Origin of the sequence: Bradyrhizobium stylosanthis, assembly GCF_001641335.1 — a bacterium.
GTDB classification, from domain to species: Bacteria; Pseudomonadota; Alphaproteobacteria; order Rhizobiales; family Xanthobacteraceae; genus Bradyrhizobium; species Bradyrhizobium stylosanthis.
Window position 1 is genome coordinate 239,035 of sequence record NZ_LVEM01000003.1, and the last position, 20,189, is coordinate 259,223.

Annotated in this window: 21 protein-coding genes; 9 read left to right on the forward strand and 12 right to left on the reverse strand. The window is 65.0% G+C overall.

Going from position 1 to position 20,189, the window contains the following annotated elements:
• Positions 1-89 precede the first annotated feature (89 nt).
• A complete protein-coding gene (locus tag A7X65_RS20850; protein ID WP_063688199.1) occupies positions 90-872 on the reverse strand; it encodes an enoyl-CoA hydratase/isomerase family protein in 783 nt (260 codons plus the stop codon).
• A 174-nt stretch (positions 873-1,046) separates the two neighbouring features.
• On the opposite strand from A7X65_RS20850, the gene A7X65_RS20855 reads away from it, so the two are divergent.
• Positions 1,047-2,417 (forward strand): caspase family protein, encoded by a 1,371-nt coding sequence (locus A7X65_RS20855; protein WP_063690649.1) that lies wholly within the window; start codon positions 1,047-1,049, stop codon positions 2,415-2,417.
• Here the strand turns inward: A7X65_RS20855 and A7X65_RS20860 are convergent.
• Positions 2,414-4,501, reverse strand: coding sequence for a molybdopterin oxidoreductase family protein (locus A7X65_RS20860; protein WP_063688201.1), 2,088 nt, complete (start codon positions 4,499-4,501; stop codon positions 2,414-2,416). The two genes, A7X65_RS20855 and A7X65_RS20860, sit on opposite strands and share 4 nt — an antisense overlap.
• A gap of 234 nt (positions 4,502-4,735) precedes the next feature.
• Between A7X65_RS20860 and A7X65_RS20865 the strand changes: the two genes are divergently transcribed.
• Genes A7X65_RS20865 through A7X65_RS20880 form a run of 4 tightly spaced genes read left to right on the forward strand, consistent with a single transcriptional unit; the run spans position 4,736 to position 9,011 of the window.
• Positions 4,736-5,710, forward strand: a complete 975-nt coding sequence (locus tag A7X65_RS20865) for a Bug family tripartite tricarboxylate transporter substrate binding protein (RefSeq protein ID WP_063688202.1) — start codon at positions 4,736-4,738, stop codon at positions 5,708-5,710.
• 12 nt (positions 5,711-5,722) lie between these two features.
• Entirely contained in the window at positions 5,723-6,193 is a 471-nt protein-coding gene (locus A7X65_RS20870; RefSeq protein ID WP_063688204.1) for a (2Fe-2S)-binding protein, read from the forward strand.
• The gene (locus A7X65_RS20875; protein WP_063688206.1) at positions 6,190-8,316 is read left to right on the forward strand and encodes a xanthine dehydrogenase family protein molybdopterin-binding subunit; all 2,127 of its coding nucleotides are present in this window, start codon (positions 6,190-6,192) and stop codon (positions 8,314-8,316) included. Before A7X65_RS20870 ends, A7X65_RS20875 begins: the two co-directional genes overlap by 4 nt.
• Positions 8,313-9,011, forward strand: a complete 699-nt coding sequence (locus A7X65_RS20880; protein WP_063688208.1) for a molybdate ABC transporter substrate-binding protein — start codon at positions 8,313-8,315, stop codon at positions 9,009-9,011. Before A7X65_RS20875 ends, A7X65_RS20880 begins: the two co-directional genes overlap by 4 nt.
• A gap of 15 nt (positions 9,012-9,026) precedes the next feature.
• Here A7X65_RS20880 and A7X65_RS20885 read toward each other — a convergent pair whose 3' ends face one another.
• The 4 genes from A7X65_RS20885 to A7X65_RS20900 all read right to left on the reverse strand — a co-directional run bounded on the left by A7X65_RS20885 (position 9,027) and on the right by A7X65_RS20900 (position 12,728).
• Positions 9,027-9,833, reverse strand: a complete 807-nt coding sequence (locus A7X65_RS20885; RefSeq protein ID WP_063688210.1) for an SDR family NAD(P)-dependent oxidoreductase — start codon at positions 9,831-9,833, stop codon at positions 9,027-9,029.
• A gap of 22 nt (positions 9,834-9,855) precedes the next feature.
• Positions 9,856-11,148, reverse strand: a complete 1,293-nt coding sequence (locus A7X65_RS20890; protein ID WP_063688212.1) for a TRAP transporter large permease — start codon at positions 11,146-11,148, stop codon at positions 9,856-9,858.
• Entirely contained in the window at positions 11,139-11,690 is a 552-nt protein-coding gene (locus A7X65_RS20895; RefSeq protein ID WP_063688214.1) for a TRAP transporter small permease, read from the reverse strand. The genes A7X65_RS20890 and A7X65_RS20895 overlap by 10 nt, the downstream gene beginning before the upstream one ends.
• Positions 11,691-11,756: 66 nt before the next feature.
• Positions 11,757-12,728 (reverse strand): TRAP transporter substrate-binding protein, encoded by a 972-nt coding sequence (locus A7X65_RS20900; protein ID WP_063688216.1) that lies wholly within the window; start codon positions 12,726-12,728, stop codon positions 11,757-11,759.
• Positions 12,729-13,022: 294 nt separating this feature from the next.
• On the opposite strand from A7X65_RS20900, the gene A7X65_RS20905 reads away from it, so the two are divergent.
• Positions 13,023-13,799 (forward strand): cyclase family protein, encoded by a 777-nt coding sequence (locus A7X65_RS20905; RefSeq protein ID WP_063688218.1) that lies wholly within the window; start codon positions 13,023-13,025, stop codon positions 13,797-13,799.
• Positions 13,800-13,809: 10 nt separating this feature from the next.
• On the opposite strand, the gene A7X65_RS20910 is transcribed toward A7X65_RS20905, so the two are convergent.
• From A7X65_RS20910 to A7X65_RS20915, 3 genes are all read right to left on the reverse strand, one after another.
• Positions 13,810-14,538 carry a Crp/Fnr family transcriptional regulator gene (locus A7X65_RS20910; protein ID WP_063688220.1) on the reverse strand — a complete coding sequence of 243 codons (729 nt, stop codon included), beginning with the start codon at positions 14,536-14,538 and terminating at the stop codon, positions 13,810-13,812.
• 269 nt (positions 14,539-14,807) lie between these two features.
• Positions 14,808-14,936: a hypothetical protein gene (locus tag A7X65_RS43585; protein ID WP_283806166.1), complete on the reverse strand. Its 129-nt coding sequence runs from the start codon at positions 14,934-14,936 to the stop codon at positions 14,808-14,810.
• 94 nt (positions 14,937-15,030) lie between these two features.
• Positions 15,031-15,744 carry a helix-turn-helix domain-containing protein gene (locus tag A7X65_RS20915; RefSeq protein ID WP_063688222.1) on the reverse strand — a complete coding sequence of 238 codons (714 nt, stop codon included), beginning with the start codon at positions 15,742-15,744 and terminating at the stop codon, positions 15,031-15,033.
• Between the two features lie 159 nt (positions 15,745-15,903).
• Here A7X65_RS20915 and A7X65_RS20920 point away from each other — a divergent pair, with 159 nt between their 5' ends.
• Positions 15,904-16,221, forward strand: a complete 318-nt coding sequence (locus A7X65_RS20920; protein ID WP_145661606.1) for a c-type cytochrome — start codon at positions 15,904-15,906, stop codon at positions 16,219-16,221.
• A 6-nt stretch (positions 16,222-16,227) separates the two neighbouring features.
• On the opposite strand, the gene A7X65_RS20925 is transcribed toward A7X65_RS20920, so the two are convergent.
• From A7X65_RS20925 to A7X65_RS20935, 3 genes are read right to left on the reverse strand one after another with little or no spacing between them, the layout of a single operon-like run.
• Positions 16,228-17,331, reverse strand: a complete 1,104-nt coding sequence (locus A7X65_RS20925) for an ABC-type transport auxiliary lipoprotein family protein (protein WP_063688224.1) — start codon at positions 17,329-17,331, stop codon at positions 16,228-16,230.
• A 3-nt stretch (positions 17,332-17,334) separates the two neighbouring features.
• Positions 17,335-18,102 (reverse strand): ABC transporter ATP-binding protein, encoded by a 768-nt coding sequence (locus A7X65_RS20930; protein ID WP_063688226.1) that lies wholly within the window; start codon positions 18,100-18,102, stop codon positions 17,335-17,337.
• 2 nt (positions 18,103-18,104) lie between these two features.
• Entirely contained in the window at positions 18,105-19,241 is a 1,137-nt protein-coding gene (locus A7X65_RS20935; RefSeq protein WP_063688228.1) for an ABC transporter permease, read from the reverse strand.
• 171 nt (positions 19,242-19,412) lie between these two features.
• Between A7X65_RS20935 and A7X65_RS20940 the strand changes: the two genes are divergently transcribed.
• The gene (locus A7X65_RS20940; RefSeq protein WP_063688230.1) at positions 19,413-19,688 is read left to right on the forward strand and encodes a hypothetical protein; all 276 of its coding nucleotides are present in this window, start codon (positions 19,413-19,415) and stop codon (positions 19,686-19,688) included.
• Entirely contained in the window at positions 19,689-20,186 is a 498-nt protein-coding gene (locus A7X65_RS20945) for a hypothetical protein (protein WP_063688232.1), read from the forward strand.
• Positions 20,187-20,189 lie beyond the last annotated feature (3 nt).

A 20,189-nucleotide genomic window follows, 5' to 3' on the forward strand; every position in this document is an offset into this window, starting at 1 on the left:
CATCTGTCATGCCGCCTTCCGGGTCCCGGCTCTGCGCAGCAACGCTAACGCATTGCAGCGCGTCCGGGACACGAGAGCGATGCTCCCCCCTACTTCCCCGTCCAGACCGGCTTTCGCTTCTCGCTAAACGCCTTCAGTCCTTCCTTGGCGTCCTCGGTCATCGCGAGCAGCGCGATCTGGCTTTCGGTGTAGGCGATGCTCTCGTCGAACGACATCGCGGCGATGGCGCGCATGGCGTATTTGCCGCGGCGGATCGCGGTCGGGGACTTATCGACGATGCGGCCGATCAGCCAGTCGACCTTGGGGTCCAGCTCGGCCGTGGGCACGACATAGTTGAGCAGGCCCGCGCCCAGAGCTGCTTTCGCGTCGAACGGTTCGCCCGTGAGCGCCCATTCGTTGACGAGCCGCGGCGGCGCGATGTTCTGCAGCAGGCTCAAGACCTGCATCGGGAATACGCCGACCTTCACCTCCGGCAGGCCGAAGATGACGTGATCGGCGGCTACCGCCATGTCGGTCATGCACAAGAGACCCATGCCGCCGGCCATGCAGACGCCGCCGACCCGCGCAATCGCGGGTTTCGTGGAGTTCTGTGACAAACGTAACAGATCGGCATAGTCGACATTTGGTTTGGAATGATCCATCGCGAAAGCGGCGCCGGAGTTCTGCAGGTCGGCGCCCGCGCAGAACGCCTTGTCGCCCGCGCCAGTCAGCACGATGACGCGGACGTCCTTGTCGTCATGCGCGTCGCGATAGCCCTTGGTGATGCCGGCGATCACGTCGCCGTTCAGCGCGTTGCGTTTCTCCGGCCGGTTGATGGTGATCCAGAACGCCTGCCCGCGCTTTTCGGTGATGACAGCTGTGGTGTCGGTCATGGCACACTTCCCTGCTTTCCGCTTGCAGCCATTTGCGGCAGGTCGGGCGGCGCGCGCAAGGGCAATCTGCAACGCTGTGTCCCCATAGCGTGTGGGCGCAACTTCGCTGGGCGATTGAATTATGAGTTACGGCCACTACCCGACTGGAGATCTTGATCACCGATGAGCCATTTCATGCGCGCCGCCACTGTGCTGATGCTCGCCGGCTTGATCGGGCTCGGCATCAGCCCCGCAAGCCATGCGGCCGACGCCGCGAAAATTGCGCTCGTGATCGGCAACGCAAAGTACCCCGACAATGAATTCGTGCTCAACGACGTCGCCAACGACGCGCAGGACGTCGCCGAGGAATTGAAGCGCGACGGCTTCGTCGTCGATCGGCAGAGCAACCTCACGGGCGACGCCATGCGGCAGGTGCTGGACCGCTTCTATACCCGCATCGATCGCGGCGCGGTCGCGCTGATCTTCTTCGACGGTTTCGGTATCCAGTCCAGCCGGCAGACCTACCTGCTTCCGGTCGACGCGCAGATCTGGACCGAGCCCGACGTCTCGCGCGACGGTTTCAGCCTCGACGCCATTCTGGCCGAGATGAACACGCGCGGCGCCGCGATCAAGATCGCGCTGATCGACGCCTCCCGCCGCAACCCGTTCGAGCGGCGTTTCCGCCGTTACTCGGCGGGTCTCGCGCCGGCCATCGCCCCGAGCAATACGCTGGTGCTTTATTCCGCAGCGCTCGGCGCGGTGACGGCGGGCGGCAGGACTGATCACGGCCTGTTCGTCACCGAGCTGCTGCGCGAGATGCGCGCGCCGAACATCGGCGCCGAGCAGGCGCTCGCCAGTACCAGGAATGGCGTGGTTGCCGCCACCAGGCAGGAGCAGGTGCCATGGCTGTCGTCGTCACTGACGACGGAGTTCTCGTTTGCGGGTCCCGTGGCGCGTCCCCCGGACAGCAACGGCGCAGGCCAGACGCCCACCAAGCCCGAACCGCAGAAGCCGGCCTGCGTAGTGCCGCAAGCGGAGGCTGGCCCGAGTGCGGACGAACTCGCAAGAGATCCCGTCATCGCCGATCTCGGCCGCAAGATCGCGGCCAACGGCAACGACATGGTTTCGCGCTACAAGCGCGGCCAGGTCTACGCCATCAAACGCGCCTACACGCTCGCCATGCAGGATTTCGACGCGGTGATCCGCCGCGCGCCCAGGGACGCCGAGGCGCTGAATAACCGCTGCTGGACGCGAGCCGCGACCGGCGACCTGCAAGGCGGCCTCGCCGACTGCAACCTCGCGCTCCAGATCAATCCCGGCTTGAGCGATGCGTTCGACAGCCGCGGGCTGGTCAACCTCAAGCTCGGCCGGACCGCGGACGCGATCAAGGATTACACCGACGCGATCCAGCGCAACCCGCGCTCCTCGTCCTCCCTGTTCGGCCGCGGCGTCGCCACCCGCAAGGGAGGCGGCGACGGCACCACGGACATCGAGCAGGCGAAGTCGATGAACCCGAATATCGCGAAGGAATTTGCCGGCTACGGCGTCACGGAGTGCGTGCCTTAGACCACAGCCTTCTTGATCCAGACCTTGTTGTCGTGGAACGCGGCTCCGCCGATCGGTGCGATCGTGTCGGCACCCGTCAACATGTTGATGCCGCGGCCGCCGACATGATTCTTGTTCGGGTGAACCGACTCCGCGATCAGCACGCCGCGTCGCACGCCCTCGAACCACACCGCGACCAGCGTGGTCTCGCCGCGGGTGTTGCCGAGCGTCACCGTATCGCCGTCGGCGATATCGAGTGCCGCCGCATCCAGCGGATGGATCATGACGCTCGCGCGGCCCTCGCGCGCCTGCGAGGACGGCGTCTCGTTGAACGTCGTGTTCAGGAAGCTGCGCGACGGGCTGGTGGCAAGCCGGAACGGATGGACCTGGTCGGCATGCTCGATCACCGCCCAGTGGTCCGGCAGAGCTGGCATCTTGTCGAAATCACCCATCGTCACGCCGAACGGCGGATGCGCCCAGTCAGCCCTGAAGTGGAACTTCCCGTCGGCATGCGCAAAACCGTCGAGAAAATGCGAGGTGCGGAAATCCGGCTGCAGATCGCGCCATAGGTCGGCTTCGAGGCCGGCGATGTCGCCATGGTTGCTGAGCTTCAAGGTCGCGTCGATCAATTCGCGCGGCGTCATCTCGAAGCCCCGGTGCCTGGCGCCGAGCCGCGGCGCCAGCGCCTGCAGGACCTGGTGATTGGAGCGGCATTCGCCGGGCGGGTCGATCAGCTTGGGACCGACGGAAATGTGCTGGTGGCCACCACCGTAATAGAGATCGTCGTGCTCCATGAACATGGTCGCCGGCAGCACGATGTCGGCCATTTGCGCCGTCTCGGTCATGAACTGCTCGTGCACCGCCACGAACAGATCCTCGCGCGCAAAGCCCTGGGCGACCAGCGCCTGCTCCGGCGCCACCGTCACCGGGTTGGTGTTCTGGATCAGCATCGCCTTGACCGGTCCCTTGCCGCGCAGGGCCTCGGCGTCGCCGGTGAGGATGCGGCCGATCTTGGACTGATCGAGCGCGCGGACGCTGTGGTCGATCGCGTCGTGGCCCTCGATCATGGATTCGTTGAAGTGCCACAGCGCGTAATTGTTGAAGAAGGCACCGCCGCCTTCATATTGCCAGGCACCGGTCACCGCGGGAATGCAGTTCGCGGCATGCATCTGCATCGCGCCGTTGCGCGAGCGGGTGAAGCCGTAGCCGAACCGGAAGAAGGTCCGCTTGGTCTCGCCGACGGCCTTGGCAAAGGCCTCGATCTCCGCCACCGGCACGCCTGTGATCGCCGATGCCCATTCGGGCGTGCGCGTCCTCAGATGCTCTTCGAGCTCGGCCGGGCAGTCCGTGTATTTGTCCATGTAGGCGCGGTCGGCATAGCCGTCGCGGAACAGGACGTGCATGACACCGCAGGCAAACGCGCCGTCGGTGCCCGGACGCAGGATGATCTTGATGTCAGCCTGCTTCATGGTGTCGTTGTCGTAGATGTCGACCGCCGCGATCTTCGCGCCGCGCTCCTTGCGGGCCCGCGAGGCGTGCGTCATCACGTTGACCTGGGTGTTGACGGGATTGGTGCCCCAGATCACCACGAGATCGGACAGCGCCATCTCGCGCGGATCGACGCCCGCGATCTTGCCGGTGCCGATGGCGTAGCCGATGCGGGCGACATTGGCGCAGATGGTCTGATAGAATCGCGAATACTTCTTCACGTGCGTCAGGCGGTTGAGCCCGTCGCGCATCACGAGGCCCATCGTGCCGGCGTAGTAATAGGGCCAGATCGATTCCGCGCCGAACTCGCGCTCCGCCTGATTGAACCGCTCCGCGATCTCGTCGAGCGCCTCGTCCCACGAGATGCGCGCGAACTGGCCCGAGCCCTTCGGCCCAATGCGCCGCATCGGAAACGTCACCCGCTCGGGGTGATGGATGCGCTCGGCATAACGGGCGACCTTGGCGCAGACGACGCCGGCCGTGTAAGTCTGCTTTTTCGAACCGCGGACGCGGCCGATGCTCCGGCCCTCGATCACCTCGACATCGAGGGCGCAGGCCGACGGGCAATCATGCGGACAGGTCGAATGGCGGATTTCAATCTTGGCGTGCTGGTTCATGGCCAAGTTCGTAACATCAAAATACCGGCCCGCCGAGGGCATTTATCCGGCAATGCCCATGCGATTTGCTCAAATCGCGCGCGCGGCAGGTTCCTGCCGCAACCGCGAAAGCGGCCCAAACCACACCGGAAGCCCTCCGATATTCCTAGCCCAACCGGGTTTGCGGGGCGTCGACAGTCCGCCTGCCGTACCGCTACAGTGCCGGCCAACAAAAACGATATCAGAGAGGTGGGCATGACAGCCCGAAGATTGATGCTGGTGCTGGCGGCCGGCCTGCTCGCCGGATTCTCGGCGCTCCCCTCCCTCGCGCAAGACTATCCCAACCACGCCGTGCGGATCGTCGTGCCCTTCGGCGCCGGCGGCCCGGCCGACGTCGCGGCCCGGCTGATCGGCAACGTGCTCCAGGAGAGCTTTGGTCAGCCCTTCGTGATCGAGAACCGCACCGGCGCAGGCGGCGTCATCGGAACGGTCGAGGCGGCGAAGTCGCCCGCCGACGGCTACACGCTGCTGATGATGTCCAACACCCAGACCGCGAACGAATCGCTGCTGACGGCGGACAAGCGCAAATACGAGCTGATGCGCGACCTCGCGCCGATCGCGCCGGTCAACTATTCCGATCTCGTCGTCGTGGTGAACCCCCAGGTTCCGGCAAAGACGCTTGCCGAGTTCATCGCGCTCGCGAAAGCGCAGCCGGGCAAGCTGAACTATGCCTCTTCCGGCCAGGGCACGCCGTATCACATGGCCGGCGAGCTGTTCAAAGCGATGGCCGGCATCGACGTCCTCCACGTGCCCTACCGCAACAGCGGCGAGGCGCGCAGCGGCGTGATCGGCGGACAGGTCCAGATGATGATCGACGCGGTGCCGGCGATGGCACCGAACATTGCCGAAAACCAGGTCCGCGCGCTCGCGACCACCGGCGCGAAGCGCTCGACTGTGCTGCCGAACGTGCCGACCGCCGGGGAAGCCGGCGTGGCCGGCTACGAGGCGACGATCTGGCTCGGGCTGATGGCGCCTGCCGGGACGCCGAAACCGGTCATTGACAAACTCAACGCCGCTGTCAACGCAATGGTGAAGCGGCCGGACATCATAAAACTATGGTCCGAGCAGGGCGCCGTACCCATGTCAATGACACCGCAGGAATTTGAAAAATTCCTGCGCGGCGACATCGAGAAATGGGCCGACGTCGTCAAGAAATTCGACAAGTCCTGAGGCGTACTGCTCATGTCCATTCTTCAATTCCGGCTCAACGGCGATGCGATCGCCGTGGACGCTGATCCGGACCAGATGCTGCTCGACGTGCTGCGCGGCCGGCTCAGCATCACCGGTGCACATTTCGGCTGCGGGGCCGGCGAGTGCGGCGCCTGTCACGTCATGGTCGGTGACCGCGCGATGACCTCCTGCGACATGCCGATGTGGTCGGTCGCGGGCAAGGACGTCGTCACGGTCGAAGGCCTCGGCACCGCCGAGCGGCCACATCCGCTGCAGCGCGCCTTCATCTCGGAGCAGGCGATGCAATGCGGCTATTGCGCCTCGGGAATCCTGATCACCGCGGCCGCCCTGCTGAGGCGCAATCCGTCGCCGACGGAGGCCGAGGTGAGAGAAGCGCTCGACCGCAATTTTTGCCGCTGCGGATCGCATAACCGCATGGTGCGCGCGGTGCTTCGCGCCGCCTCGGAGATGGCTGCGTCATGACCTCCCCTGCCCCGACACTGCCGGTAAGCCTTGCAGCCAATCCAAGGCTGTCATCCTGGGTAAAGCTCAGCGGCGACGGCCGCGTGGCGATCTCGCCCGGCAAGGTCGAAATCGGCCAGGGCATCGTCACGGCGCTGGCGCAGATCGCCGCGGACGAGCTCGACATCGATATCGGCAGAATCGAGATGATCCGCGCCTCGACGGCGGCAAGCCCGAACGAGGGCGTCACGTCGGGCAGCCTGTCGATCCAGCAATCCGGCCGGGCGCTGCGCCATGCCTGCGCCGAGGTACGCCAGCGCTTTCTGGTCGCGGCGTCGGAGCGTCTCGGCGTTGACGCCGCACTGCTCAATGTCGATGACGGCACGATCTCGGGCCCCGGCAATGTCAGGACCAGCTATTGGGAGCTCGCCGGCGATGTTTCGCTCGAGCACGACGCCACCCCGGGCGCGACAGCGAAGATCGCCGCCAGGCGCGCCATCGCCGGACATTCCGTCCAGCGCGTGGACATTCCCGACAAAGTGTTCGCGCAGCCGCGCTTCATCCATGACCTTGCATTGCCTGGATTGCTGCACGGACGCGTGCTGCGGCCGGACGTGTCGGGCGCCAGGCTGATCGGGCTCGATGAAACTGCAGCGCGGACCGTTCCCGGCCTCGTCGCGATCGCCCGCGACGGCGGTTTTGCCGGCGTGGTCGCCGATAGCGAGACAGCGGCGGACGCCGCGCTGAAGGCCCTGCGCAAGGGCGCGACATGGTCGGCCGGCGAGCCGCTGCCCGATGAAGATGATCTCGCAGGCTTCCTGAAAAGCCAGCCGGTCGAAACGACCATCATCGACGCCAGGCCGGCGTCGGCGCAGCGCAAGCCCGCGCAAACCCTCCGCCGGCAATACACCCGCCCCTACATCGCCCATGCCTCGATCGCGCCATCCTGCGCCATGGCACAGTGGGACGGCGATCGCGTCCGTGTCTGGACACACAGCCAGGGCGTCTATTTGCTGCGCGCCGATCTCGCGATTGTGCTCAAGCTGCCCGCTGAACACATCGTCGTCGAGCATATGGAGGGCGCCGGCTGCTACGGCCACAATGCCGCCGACGACGTCGCGCTCGACGCCGTGCTGCTGGCGAAAGCAGCCGGCGGCCATCCGGTCCGGGTGCAGTGGTCGCGCCATGACGAGATGAGCCACGCGCCGTTCGGTGCGGCGATGGCCATCGAGGTCGAGGCCGATCTCGATGCAGACAACGAGATCGTCGGCTGGCGCCATTCGATCTGGAGCAACGGCCACGCGGCGCGTCCGGGGCGCGCGGCCCAGCCGGCGTTGCTCGCCGCGTCCGAGATCGCCAAACCCTACCCGCGCATGGTCTCGACCAATCCGCCGGCGGCCAATGGCGGCGGCGGCGACCGCAACTCGATTCCGCTCTACGACTTCCCGGCCTGGACGATCACGAGCCACCGGCTACTGACGATGCCGGTGCGAACCTCGGCGCTGCGGACGCTGGGCGGGCAAGGCAATGTATTCGCCATCGAGTCCCTGCTCGACGAGATCGCCGCCTTGCGCGGCGAAGACCCCGTCGCGTTCCGCCTGCGCCATCTGCGTGACGAACGGGCGCGCGACGTCATCCGCGCGGCGGCCCGACGTGCGCAATGGAAGCCGCAGAAGAGGGCCGGAATCGGCCACGGCATCGGCTTTGGCCGCTACAAGAACACGGGTGCCTATTGCGCCGCGATTGCCGAGATCGAAGGTGCCGAGGACATTCGCGTCAAACGGCTGACGCTTGCAGTCGATGTCGGCGAGGCCATCAATCCGGACGGCGTCATCAACCAGATCGAGGGCGGCGCGATCCAGGCGACGAGCTGGGTTCTGAAAGAGCGCGTTCGCTTCGATCGGACCCGCATCACCTCGGCCTCGTGGACGGACTATCCGATCCTGACCTTCAGCGAGGTGCCGGCGGTCGATGTCGAGATCATCCAGCGGCCGGAGATCGAGCCCGTCGGTGCAGGCGAAGCCGCGCACGGTCCGGTGACGGCGGCGATCGCGAACGCCGTGTTCGACTGCCTCGGCGTGCGCGTACGCGACCTGCCGATCACCCGCGACAGGATCATTGCAGCCATGGAGCTCGCATCGTGACGACAGTGAACATTTTGAGCGGCGGTGCCGCGCAAGGCCTGGTGCGCGGCCTCGCCGATGCGTTCAAGGCGCAGACCGGCGCCGGCATCGACGGCGAATTCGGCGCGGTCGGCATCATGGCCGACAAGCTGCGCGCGGGAACACCCGCCGATCTCGTCATCCTGACCCAGGCGCTGCTCGCAAGGCTTGCCGAAGAGAAGCTCGTTGTCCCCTCCGCGATTGCGGATGTGGGCCGGGTCGAGACCTCACTGGCGGTTCGCAGCCGCGATCCCAGGGTGACGGCAACGACCGAATCCGATTTGCGCGAGGTGCTGCGTTCGGCGGACGCGATCTACGTCCCCGATATCAAGGCGTCCACGGCGGGACAGCACGTCGCGAAAGTGCTGAACCAGCTCGGCATCGCCTACGAGGTCGCCTCGCGTCTCAAGATATTTCCAAACGGTGCAACCGCGATGCGGGAGCTCGCGATGTCCACCGCAACGCGGCCGATCGGCTGCACGCAGGCGACCGAGATCATCGCGACCGACGGCATCGCACTTTCGGGGGCGCTGCCGCCGGGATGCGAGCTCGTGACGATGTACACGGCCGGCGTGACCGCCCGAGCCGCGCATCCGAAAGAGGCCGCTGCGCTGATTGCGTTGCTGACCGGCGCAGACAACAAGGAACTGCGCCAGCGCGTAGGCTTTGCCGGCTAGGAGCCGATAACGGCGTTATTTGTGCAGCTGGGTGAGACCCGTCGGCGGGCCGTCCACAGCGGTCCAGCCGCCGTCGACGAACAGCGTGCTGCCGCTGACATAGCTCGCGGCATCCGAGGCGAGATAGGCCACCGCGGTGGCGACCTCGTCGGCGCTGCTCCAGCGGTTGAACACCGTGTGGCCGGCGTAGAGATTGTAGATGTCGGGGCGCTGCTTGAACGGGCCGGTCAGCGCGGTCTCGGCGATGCTCGGCGCGATCGCGTTGACGCGCACGCCGGCATGGCCGACCTCGGAGGCGAAGCCCTTCACCAGCAGGCCGATGGCTGCCTTGGTGGAGCCGTAGACGCCGAGGCCCGGCTCGATGGTCACCGCGCGCACCGAAGAGCAGGCGATGATGCTGCCGCCCTTCTGCGCGACCATGATGCGGCCGAAGGCCTGGAAGAACCAGACCGTACCCTTGACATTGAGGTTGAGAACGCGATCGAGATCCTCCTCGGTGTAGTCGAGGATGGTCTTGCGGATGTTGAGACCGGGCGTCGTCACCGCGATGTCGAGTCGCGAGAACTTCTGCATGACCGTCTTGGCAAGCGCATTGACGTCCGCGGCGCTCGCGGCGTCGCAAGCCGCTGCTTCCGCCCAGCCGCCCTTGTCGCGAATGCCGGCGGCGGTCGCTTCCGCGGCATCAAGCGCGCGATCGGCGCAGACCACGCGAGCCCCCAATCCGGCCAGCGCCTCAGCGGACGATTTGCCGATGCCTGAGGCGGCGCCGAGCACCACGGCCGTCTTGCCGGTAAGATCGAAGAGCTTGCGATAGTCGGTCACGGACGAAATCTCCCTGTTGCTGCTATCCCTTGTAACCCATCAGCAGGCGGGGCAGCCACAGCGAGAATGCGGGGACGTAGGTCACGAACATCAGAGCTGCGATCAGCGCGGCATAAAACGGCAGGATGGTGCGCATCACCGCGCCCACCGAGATGCCGCCGATGGCGCAGCCGACGAATTGCGTCGTTCCGACCGGCGGCGTGTTCAGCCCCAGCGCGCAGTTGATCAGCATGAGCATGCCGAACTGCACCGGATCCATGCCCGCCTTCATCGCGATGGGCAGGAAGATGGGCGTGCAGATCAGGATGGTCGCGGCCATGTCCATGAACGTGCCGAGCACGAACAGGATGACGTTGATGAGCAGGAAGATCACCCAGGGCTGGCTGGACACCTTGCTCATCAGGTCGCCGGCGAAGTCAGCGACTTCATAGAGCCCCATCAGATACTGGAACATGGTGGAGACGCCGATCAGCAGCAGCACCACGCCCGTCGTCTTCACCGCCTTGGCCGCGGCCCGCAGGAAGTTCGACAAGGTCATGGTGCGGTAGATGAAGAAGGTCAGCAGGATGGTGTAGGTGACCGCGACGGCGGCGGACTCGGTGGCCGTGAAGACGCCAGAGAGGATGCCGGCCAGGATGATGCCGACGATCAACAGGCCGGGCAGCGCTGCGGCGAGCGAACGGAACACCTCGGCCCAGCCCGGGAACTTGCCGGCGGGATAGCCGCGCTTCACCGCGACCGCGTAGGCTGCGACCAGCATGCACACCATCAGCACCAGCGCCGGCAGGAGGCCGGCTGCGATCAGCGCGCCGATCGAGACCTTGCCGCCGGCGGCGAGCGCATAGATGATCATGTTGTGGCTGGTCGGCATCAAGGCTCCGACCAGCGAGGCATGGGTGGTGACGTTGACGGCGTAGTCGGTGTCGAACCCTTCCTTCTTCATCATCGGGATCATCACCGCACCCATCGCCGACACGTCGGCTACGGGCGAGCCCGAGACGCCGCCGAACAGCGTGCAGGCGACCACGTTCGACATGCCGAGCCCGCCTCGGATGTGCCCGACGAGATTCTTGGCAAGCTTCACGATCTTGTCGGCGACGCCGCCATGCAGCATCAACTCGCCGCTGAAGACGAAGAACGGGATGGCGAGGAAGGAGAAGATGTTCATCCCCGACATCATCTGCTGGAAGATGACGGCGACCGGCAGGCCTTCATAGAGGATGGTGCAGATCGCCGAGAGGCCGATCGCAAAGGCGACGGGGACACCGAGGATCAGGAAGCCGAAGAACGTGGCGCCGAGGATGATCAGTTCCATGAGGGGACGACCTCTTCGCCACGCAGGAGAGCAATGATGTGCTCGATTGAGAAGGAGACGATCATGATGCCGGAGGCGATCAGCGGCACGTAGCGGATGACCTCAGGCAGGCCGAGATTGGGGATATGCACGGTCCCGACCGATGCACCCAGGATCCAGCCGTTGTAGACCATCGCGACGCCGAAAATCGCCACCAGGATGTGGATCACGATCTCGATCTTCTCGCGCAGATGATCCGGAAGCATGACCAGCAGACTGTCCATGCCGATATGGCCGGCATCGCGCACGCCGACGGCGGCACCGATCAGCGTGACGTAGAGGATGAGGACCAACGCAAGGTTTTCGGTCCAGGTCGGGCTGGAATTGAGCACGTAGCGCCCGAACACCTGGTAGAACACGATGGTGACGATAACGAGCAGTCCTGTCACCGACAGATACATGCCCAGGCGCGCGATGGGCGCATTGATCCGCGAGAGCAAGCCGGTGGACGGCCGTCCGGTGACCGCCTCCTGCTCGTGATCTGCGACGTGTGGGTCCGTCATCCCGCGCCTCCCTCGCGCGGGTCCGGCGTCACCTCGCGGGCGACACCGGACCCGTTCCGCCGTGGTTTACTTCGTGTCCTGGATACGCTTGACGAGGCTCTGCAGCTTCTCGTCACCGGCGAACTTCTGGTACACCGGCTTCATCGCGTCGACGAACTCCTGCTTGTTGGCGACGGTCACGACCTGGACGCCGGCCGCTTCGACGGTCTTGCGGGAGGCCTGCTCGCGCTCGTCCCAGAGCTTGCGCATGACAGGCACCGATTCCTTGGCCGCCTTGCGGATCATCGCCTGATCTTCCTTGCTCAGCGTGTCCCAGACCGTCTTGGACATCACGAGGACTTCGGGCGCCAGGGAGTGCTCGGTGACGTTGTAGAACTTGGCGGCCTCGAAATGGCGCGAGGACTCATAGGAGGGCCAGTTGTTCTCGGCGGCGTCTACGAGGCCGGTCTTGAGCGCGGTGTAGACCTCGCCATACGGCATCGGGGTTGGGTTGGCGCCGAGGCTCTGGATCATGCCGACCCACAGGTCGGACTGCTGGACGCGGATCTTGAGGCCCTTGAGGTCGGCGAGCGACTTGACCGGTGCCTTGACGGTGTAGATCGAGCGGGCGCCGCTGTCGTAATAGGCAAGGCCGATCAGGCCTGCGGGCGCCATGGCCGCCAGGATCTCGTCGCCGATCGGACCGTCAAGGACGGTGCGCATGTGCTGCGTGTCGCGGAACACGAAGGGCAGGCACAGGGCGATGGTCTCGGGCACGAAGTTGTTGAGCGGCGATGCGTTGATCCGCATCATGTCGAGCGCGCCGATCTTGAGCTGCTCGATGGTGTCCTTCTCGGAGCCGAGGGCGCCGTTCGGAAACACCTTCACGCCGAGCTTGCCGCCGCTCGCGGCCGCGAGCTGCTTGCCCATGAACTTGACGGCCTCGACGGTCGGGTAGTCGGCCGGGTGGATGTCGGCAGAGCGGAAATCGCGTGCGGCCGCCAGCGGCGCTGAGACCGCCAGCACGGCGGCTGCGATGATACCGGTGAGTGTCTTCATCTGGGCTCCTCCTGAGGTGATTATGTCGTTGTCGGGCAGGCTGCAGGCCGTCTTGGGTCGCTCTACTTCCGGTGGGAAGTCAAGCGCCAATGTCGTCCCTAGGGCCGGCGGCATTCTCTGTCCAAGCCAAATCCGGCATCGATCAATGCAAGAGTTGCATTGATCAATTTCCCGGCGCAATTCTCACAATGGCGGGTATGGCCGGCGGGCTCGATGTCGCCCGCACGTGACTTGACGCCCCCAACGGCGAGCCTTCAGGATGACCTGAGCATCGGACCGTTTCGAGGAATGCCTATGCCGCGGAAGCTGATCGATATTTCCGTCCCCCTGCGAAACGACGTGACGTCCGATCCGCCCGGCAATCATCCGACCATCCACTATATCGACCACCAGCAGGGCCTGCCGCGCATGCTGCAGTTCTTCGACGGCCTTCGGGCGGAAGACCTGCCGGACGGCCAGGGCTGGGCCGTCGAACAGGTCTCGCTGTCGACGCACAACGGCACGCATCTCGACGCGCCCTGGCACTTTCATCCGACCATGAACCACGGCGAGCGGTCATGGACCATCGACGAGGTGCCGCTGGAGTGGTGCTTTCAGCCCGGCGTGAAGCTCGACTTCCGGCATCTGCCCGACGGCTATGTCGTGACTGCCGGCGACGTCGAAGCGGAACTCAAGCGCATCGGGCACAGGCTATCGCCGCTCGAGATCGTCGTCGTCAACACCAGCGCCGCCGCCAAATTCGGCGAGGCCGATTACGTCAACTCCGGCTGCGGCATGGGCTATGAGGCTACCATGTATCTGCTCGAGCGCGGCGTGCGGTTGACCGGCACCGATGGCTGGAGCTGGGACGCGCCGTTCGTCTACACCGCGAAGAAATATGCCGAAACAAAAGATGCCGGCCTGATCTGGGAAGGCCACAAGGCGGGCCGGCACATTGGCTATTGCCATCTCGAGAAGCTGCACAATCTCGATCAGCTACCCTCGACCGGATTCACTGTCTCGTGCTTCCCTGTGAAGATCGAACGCGCCTCCGCGGGCTGGACCCGCGCGGTCGCCATCATCGACGGTTAGGTCGAAGCCGTCACTCGCCGTCGAGGCCGCTCTCGGCGAGCTCGCGCAGGGCATCGGTATCGAGCACCACGATGGCGCCGTGCTCCAGGCGAACCCAGTTGCGACCGGCCCAGGCGCGCAATTGCTTGTTGATGCTCTCGCGCGTCATTCCCACCATCTCGCTGATCTCCTGCTGCGTGATGGCGAGCGTGCCGCTGCCGGAATCGAGCTTGCGCTCCTCGGTGAGACCGAGCAGCGCGCTTGCGAGCCGGCCCGGAAGATTTTGCAGGATCACCTGCTCGACCTGCTGGCTGGTCCAGCGCAGACGCGCGCAGAGCAGCTCGATGAACTTCATCGCGAGCGCCGGTTGACTCTTCACGAACGGCAGGAAGTCGCGCCGATCGATGATGTAGAGCTCGCAATTGGTGTTGGCGGTCGCATCCGCCGAACGCGGCGCACCGTCGAGAACCGCGATCTCGCCGAAGATCTCCCCAGGGCCGATGAGATTGAGAATGGCATTCCGCCCGTCGGGCGACGAGGAGGATATCTTCACCGTCCCCGTGATCACCGCGAACAGATTGTTTCCGGGATCGCCCTTGGCGGCAATCGTCGCCCCGCGCTTCACGGTCGTGTGCTTGGCGTAGCGGCAGAGCTGGTCGAGCGCCTCCGGCTCCAGATCCGCGAAGATCGGGTGCTTGCGCAGGACCGATAATTTGTTGCCCGCCGCTTGTCGGGGGTCGCCGGTCTTGTCCTGAGGCACGCCGCTGGGCTCCTAAGACTGCGAGGCACTGGAGTTCCTGCGTAGTCAGTGTTGCCCGGCTTTTCAACCGGAAAGCATGCGCGCGGTTTGAGGCAAATGCGGCGAAAATGCCTCCTCCCGGTTCGGGGGTCGGCACCCGAAGGATGCGCCAATGCGTCCCCGTCGATGCAGAGTTGCAGGCCCCGCAGGCCCCTGTTGCGTTGAGGCGCTGCGAAACGGCCAACAAACGGCTTCGCTCAAATCGGCGGCCGGGGCTCTGCGATCGAGCTTCAACGCTTGGAATCGAGGTCTATCCGGGCGGCGCTGGATTGCCGGTCGGCCCATGCCAGAGCTACGCCAAAGGCGACGAAGACCGCCACCACGACTATGGTCACCAGCAACGCATCAGCAGGCATCATGCTCCTCCCCAATGTTTGGGGGCATTATTTGCGACGGGTGCCGAGCGTCATTGATCCGGATCAAGAATCCGGGAGCTGCTGCGGAAAAGCCGCCTCAGGCCGCGGCGAGGGCCTCAACACGGGCCTGGTCGAGCAGGCTGACACCGCCCTGAATGATCTCGATCGCGCCGTGGCGTTCGAGCTTGGTGAAGGTGCGGCTGACGGTTTCGATGGTGAGGCCCAGATAGTCGGCGATGTCCTGGCGGCTCATCGGAAGGGAAACCGTGTCGGAAGGCGCGTTGAGCATGAACAGCCGCTCGCGCCAGCCAAGCAGAAAGCTTGCGACCTTCTCGTCCGCCGAGCGGCGGCCAAGCAGAACCATGTGGTCGCGGGCCTGGCTCAGCTCACGAATGGCCAGCTCGTTGATCCGCCTGAGCAGTTGCGGACGATCCTCGATGAATCGGCCGAAGGGCCCTTTCGCAAACTGGCACACGGTCACCGCGCCGATCGCATCGGCCGAGAAATTGTGACGACCGGAAAGATTCATGCCCAGGAAATCGCCGGGCAAGGCAAAGCCGACGATCTGCCGCCGGCCGTCGGGCAGCAGCTTGTACAGCCGCATGACACCTTCGAGGACATTGTAGAACGAGGTCGTGATGTCCTCCTCGGAGAACACGGTCTCGCCCGAGGCGAAATGGACCCGACGTCCGAGATGCTCGAACTGCCTCAGCTCCGCCGCATCCAGCGAGGCGCAAACGGCCGATCCACGTACGGCACAATCGCTGCAAAAATGCCCAGTCGACTCAATTGTAACCACGGAAGGCTTCATCCACCGCTCCAAGCACAGGTCCCGCTCCGCCCCCAGGGCTGAGTCCACCACGCGCGGATGCATTTTACTGCGCTGCCACAAATGCGATTGACCCAGATCAATTTTGGTCTCCCTGCCCGCTCTATTCTGCGCCGAGCGTTCGACGGGATCCCGCCCTCCATGTTTCAGCATGCCCTGCGCCAGACCCTGATTGGTCTCGTTCTCATCACGCCTGCGCTGGCGGCCACGACCGCGGAACAACGCGGCAAGGCGTTTGCACGGGCCAATTGCGCGCGCTGTCATGCCATCGATCGGGTCTCAAAGAGCCCGCTCAGGATCGCGCCGCCGCTGCGGACCCTGCACCAGCGTTATCCGATCGAGGCTCTCGAGGAGGCTCTGGCCGAAGGCATCTCGACGGGCCATCCCGACATGCCGGCCTTCGAGCTCAATCCGGACCAGATCCACGATCTCCTGTCCTACCTGAAGACGCTGGAATAGACGGCCCTAGACCGCCTGCACCGTCCAGCCGATCAGCTCCTTGGCGATTCGGGCAAAAGCCACATCAAACGCTGCGACCGCGGCCGCAGGCTCGACCTTGTCGAGCTTCTCGCTGGCCTCGATGATGCGGGATGCGATCACCTTGCCGTTCTTGTCGACGATCCGCGCCGACAGCGCGATCTCGACCCGCGTGTCGCCCTCCATGGCAATGCGGAAGCGCCTGATGTCGATCAGAAGCTGGTAGTCGGCCTGGCCAAGGTCGGAGGTGCGCAAGGGCGCGTGGGCAATGTCGTAATTTTCAAAGCTGTCGATCAGCCGCGCCTGCACCAGTTTTGGAATGCTGTCGGCCCAGAGGAATTCGGCAAAGCCCGGATTGTCGCCCGCGGGCGAGAACAGCATGCGCTGGGTCTGGAGCATCGCGACCGCGGTCGGCTCGGGAATGGCCAGCGACGCAGACAGGGTCTTGCCGGCCGGGCCAAGATTTTGCGGCGTGCGCAGGTCGTAGGTGACCTTCTGGGCGGGCGCCCCTCCACCGGTCATCTTCTCCAGGCCCGCCAGGATGCCGTCGATCTTGCCGGTGTTGCGGGCGAGCCCGTCGGAGAAGGTCTTGAGATTGGCGATGGTGTCCTTCAGCGGGCCGGAATTGTCCTCCAGCACGGTATCGACCCGCCGCAGCGCATCACGCGCGGCCTGCGTCATGCTCTGGCCTGCGCCGGCCTCGGCGATCAAGGTCAGGGGCTCACCGGATTTGGCAACGATCACGCCGCCCTCCAGTGTCACCACCGGCACGCCGGTCAGCCCCTGGAAATCGAGACCGACCTTGGTGTCGGCGCGCACGGGCGTTGCCGACGCAACCGAGATCGTGGCGTTGACGAAGCGTGGATTATCCGGAGCAAGCCCGAGCTGGGTCACCTCGCCGACGCGGATGCCGTTGAACAGCACGCCGGCGCCGACCAGCAGACCCGGCACCGGTCCCTGGAATTGCACCTGATAGTTCGTGCGCGGCCCGATGCCGCCGGTGTTGTTCAGCCAATAGACGAAGCCGAACACCGCGACGATCGCGGCCAGCACGAAGCTGCCGATCAGCACGTAGGGAGCGCGGGTTTCCATGTCTCATCTCATCTCGTGTTGCAGCATCTGCGAGCGCTTGCCGTGGAAATAGGCGCGCACCCAGGGATGCTCGGATTGCAGCAATTCGCGCATCGGGCCGATCGCCACGATCTTGCCGTCGGCGAGCGCGGCGACGCGGTCGCAGACCGTGGTGAGGCTCGCCAGATCGTGGGTGACCATGAACACGGTCAGCCCTAGGGTCTTCTGCAGGGTCTTGATCAGCGCGTCGAAATCACCGGCGGCGATCGGATCGAGGCCGGAGGTCGGCTCGTCCAGGAACAGGATCGGCGGGTCGAGCGCGAGCGCGCGCGCCAGCGCCACGCGCTTGGTCATGCCGCCGGACAGCTCCGCCGGATATTTGTCGGCATCCTGCGCGCGTAGCCCGACCATCTCAAGCTTGGCGATCGCGATCTCGTCCATCAGCTCCTGCGACAGCACGAGGTTCTCGCGCAATGGAAACTGGACGTTCTGACGCACCGTCAGCGAGGAGAACAGCGCGCCTTGCTGGAACAGGATGCCCCACGTCGTGGCCGCACCGTCCTTGCGACCTCCGGTCGGCTGTCCCATGACCTCGATGATCCCGCCCCGGCGCGGGATGAGGCCGATGATGGTCCGCATCAGCACCGACTTGCCGCCGCCAGACGCCCCCACCAGCCCGAGGATCTCGCCCCGTCGCACATCGAGCGACAGATGATCGAGCACGGTCTGGCGGCCGAATCCGACCACGAGGTCGCGGACCCTTATCGCGAACTCTTCCTGCTGTTCGCCCATCGTCACATTCCGATCGATGCGAAGAAGATCGCGAACAGGCCGTCGAGCACGATCACCAGGAAGATCGACTTCACCACCGACGTGGTCGTCTGCCGCCCGAGCGACTCGGCGCTGCCCTTGACGCGCAGGCCCTCGCTGCAGGCAACGATCCCAATCACCAGCGCCATGAACGGCGCTTTCAGGATGCCCACCTCGAAATGGGTGACGGAAATGGCCTCATGCAGACGCGCGATGTAGATCGCCGGTCCCATGTCGCCATAGAACTGCGCGACCAGGCCGCCGCCATAGAGTGCCGCAATCGATCCGATGAAGGCCAGGATCGGCAGCGCGATAACCAGAGCCGCAACGCGCGGCAGGATCAGGACGTCAACGGGATCGAGCCCCATGGTCGAGAGAGCATCGATCTCCTCGCGCATCTTCATCGAACCGAGCTCGGCGGTATAGGCGCTTCCCGAACGTCCCGCGACCATGATGGCGACGATCAGCACCCCGAGTTCGCGCAGCACCAGGATGCCGACCATGTCGACAGTATAGGACTCTGCGCCGAACCTGCGGAAATGGAAGAAGCCCTGCTGGGCGATGATGGCACCGATCAGGAAGGTGATCAGCACGACGATGGGAATGGCCTGCCAGCCGATGCGGTAGAGCTGGTAGACCAGCGACGTCAGCCGCAGCGTTCGCGGCCGGCGCAGCACGCCGATGACGGCCATGAACAAAGCACCGAGCATTTGAAGAAAGATCGTGACGTCTTCACGCGCATCGACCGTGGTCTTGCCGAGGTCACCGAGCCTGAGCAGCACCGGATTTGGCGCAGCCGCAGGCGGCGGCGTGTGGCGGTTGACTTGGCGGACCTCGTCCAGGAGACCGCTGAAATGGTCGGCGACACCGACGAATTCGGCCGATCTGCCCGACGATGCGGCCCGGCGCGACAACTTCTCCAGGACCCAGGCGCCCAGCGTGTCCAGCGCGCTGATGCCCGACATGTCCAGGGTCACAATTCTCGACCGCTCGACCTCGGCGCCGACCGAGCGGGACAGCGTTTCGAGCCTTGTCACATTCGCTGCAGTCCAGGGCCCTTCAGGGCGCAGTTTCAGCGCATCGCCAGACGGCGTTGCCAGCAACAGCGGTTCGGAGTTCACGCTTCACCTCATCGGGACGATTGGTCCCCATTCAGCCGCCACTTCTAGGCCAGCATGTGGCGGCCGGTTTGACCTGTCTCAACACCGGGGCCGCCTCCCCGCTTGACGCAAATCAAGCCCGCGCGCGTCAGCGGCCCTAGGTTCGTTTCATTCAATGGAGGCATCAGATCCATGTTCGACAGCGACAGGATGAGCGAAGAACTGCGGACGTTGAAGGTGGACGTCACGCGTCTCTTGAGCACGGCCGGCGAGGAGATGCTCGAGAGCTCGAAGGAGCGCACCGAGGCCCTGGCCGATCAGATCAAGGCCGCGCTGGCCGAACTCGGCGAGACCGTCGGCGAGGAGCAGGAACAGCTTCAGGGCCTCATTGCGGATCGCCCGATTACGTCGCTCGCTTCGGCCTTCGCGCTCGGCGTGGTCGTGGGCTTCATGCTGAGGAGACACTAGGTGAATAGCGAGAATGTCGTCAAACATCTGCGCGTGCTGTGGCGCACGGACAGGATCATCGCAGAGATCAGGATGCGCCATCTCCTGATGGGACTCGGCCTGCGCGCGTTTGCAGCATTGATTGCGGCATTCGGGCTCCTGATGCTGGAGCTGTCGGCCTATTTCGCGCTGGTCCAGATCTGGAGCGCCATTGCGGCGGCCGCCATTCTGGGTGCCCTCAATTTCGTCATCGCCGCTGTTCTGTTCATCGTCGCGGGCCGCGCTCCGTCCGGCCGCGACATCGAGCTCGCCAATGAGATTCACGGCGCATCCATCGAGGCGCTTCAGCTCGAGGCCCGCGCGCTGCAAGCGCAGGTCTCAGGCGCAGTGCATCATCCGCTCAGCACGATCGTGCCGGTGCTGGTGCCCCTGATCGCGATCATCGTCAAGTCGTTGCGAACCAGCGCCAGAACGTCTGCGAGGGCACCTGCAGCCGCAAATTCGGAAGCGCCCTCCTAGGGG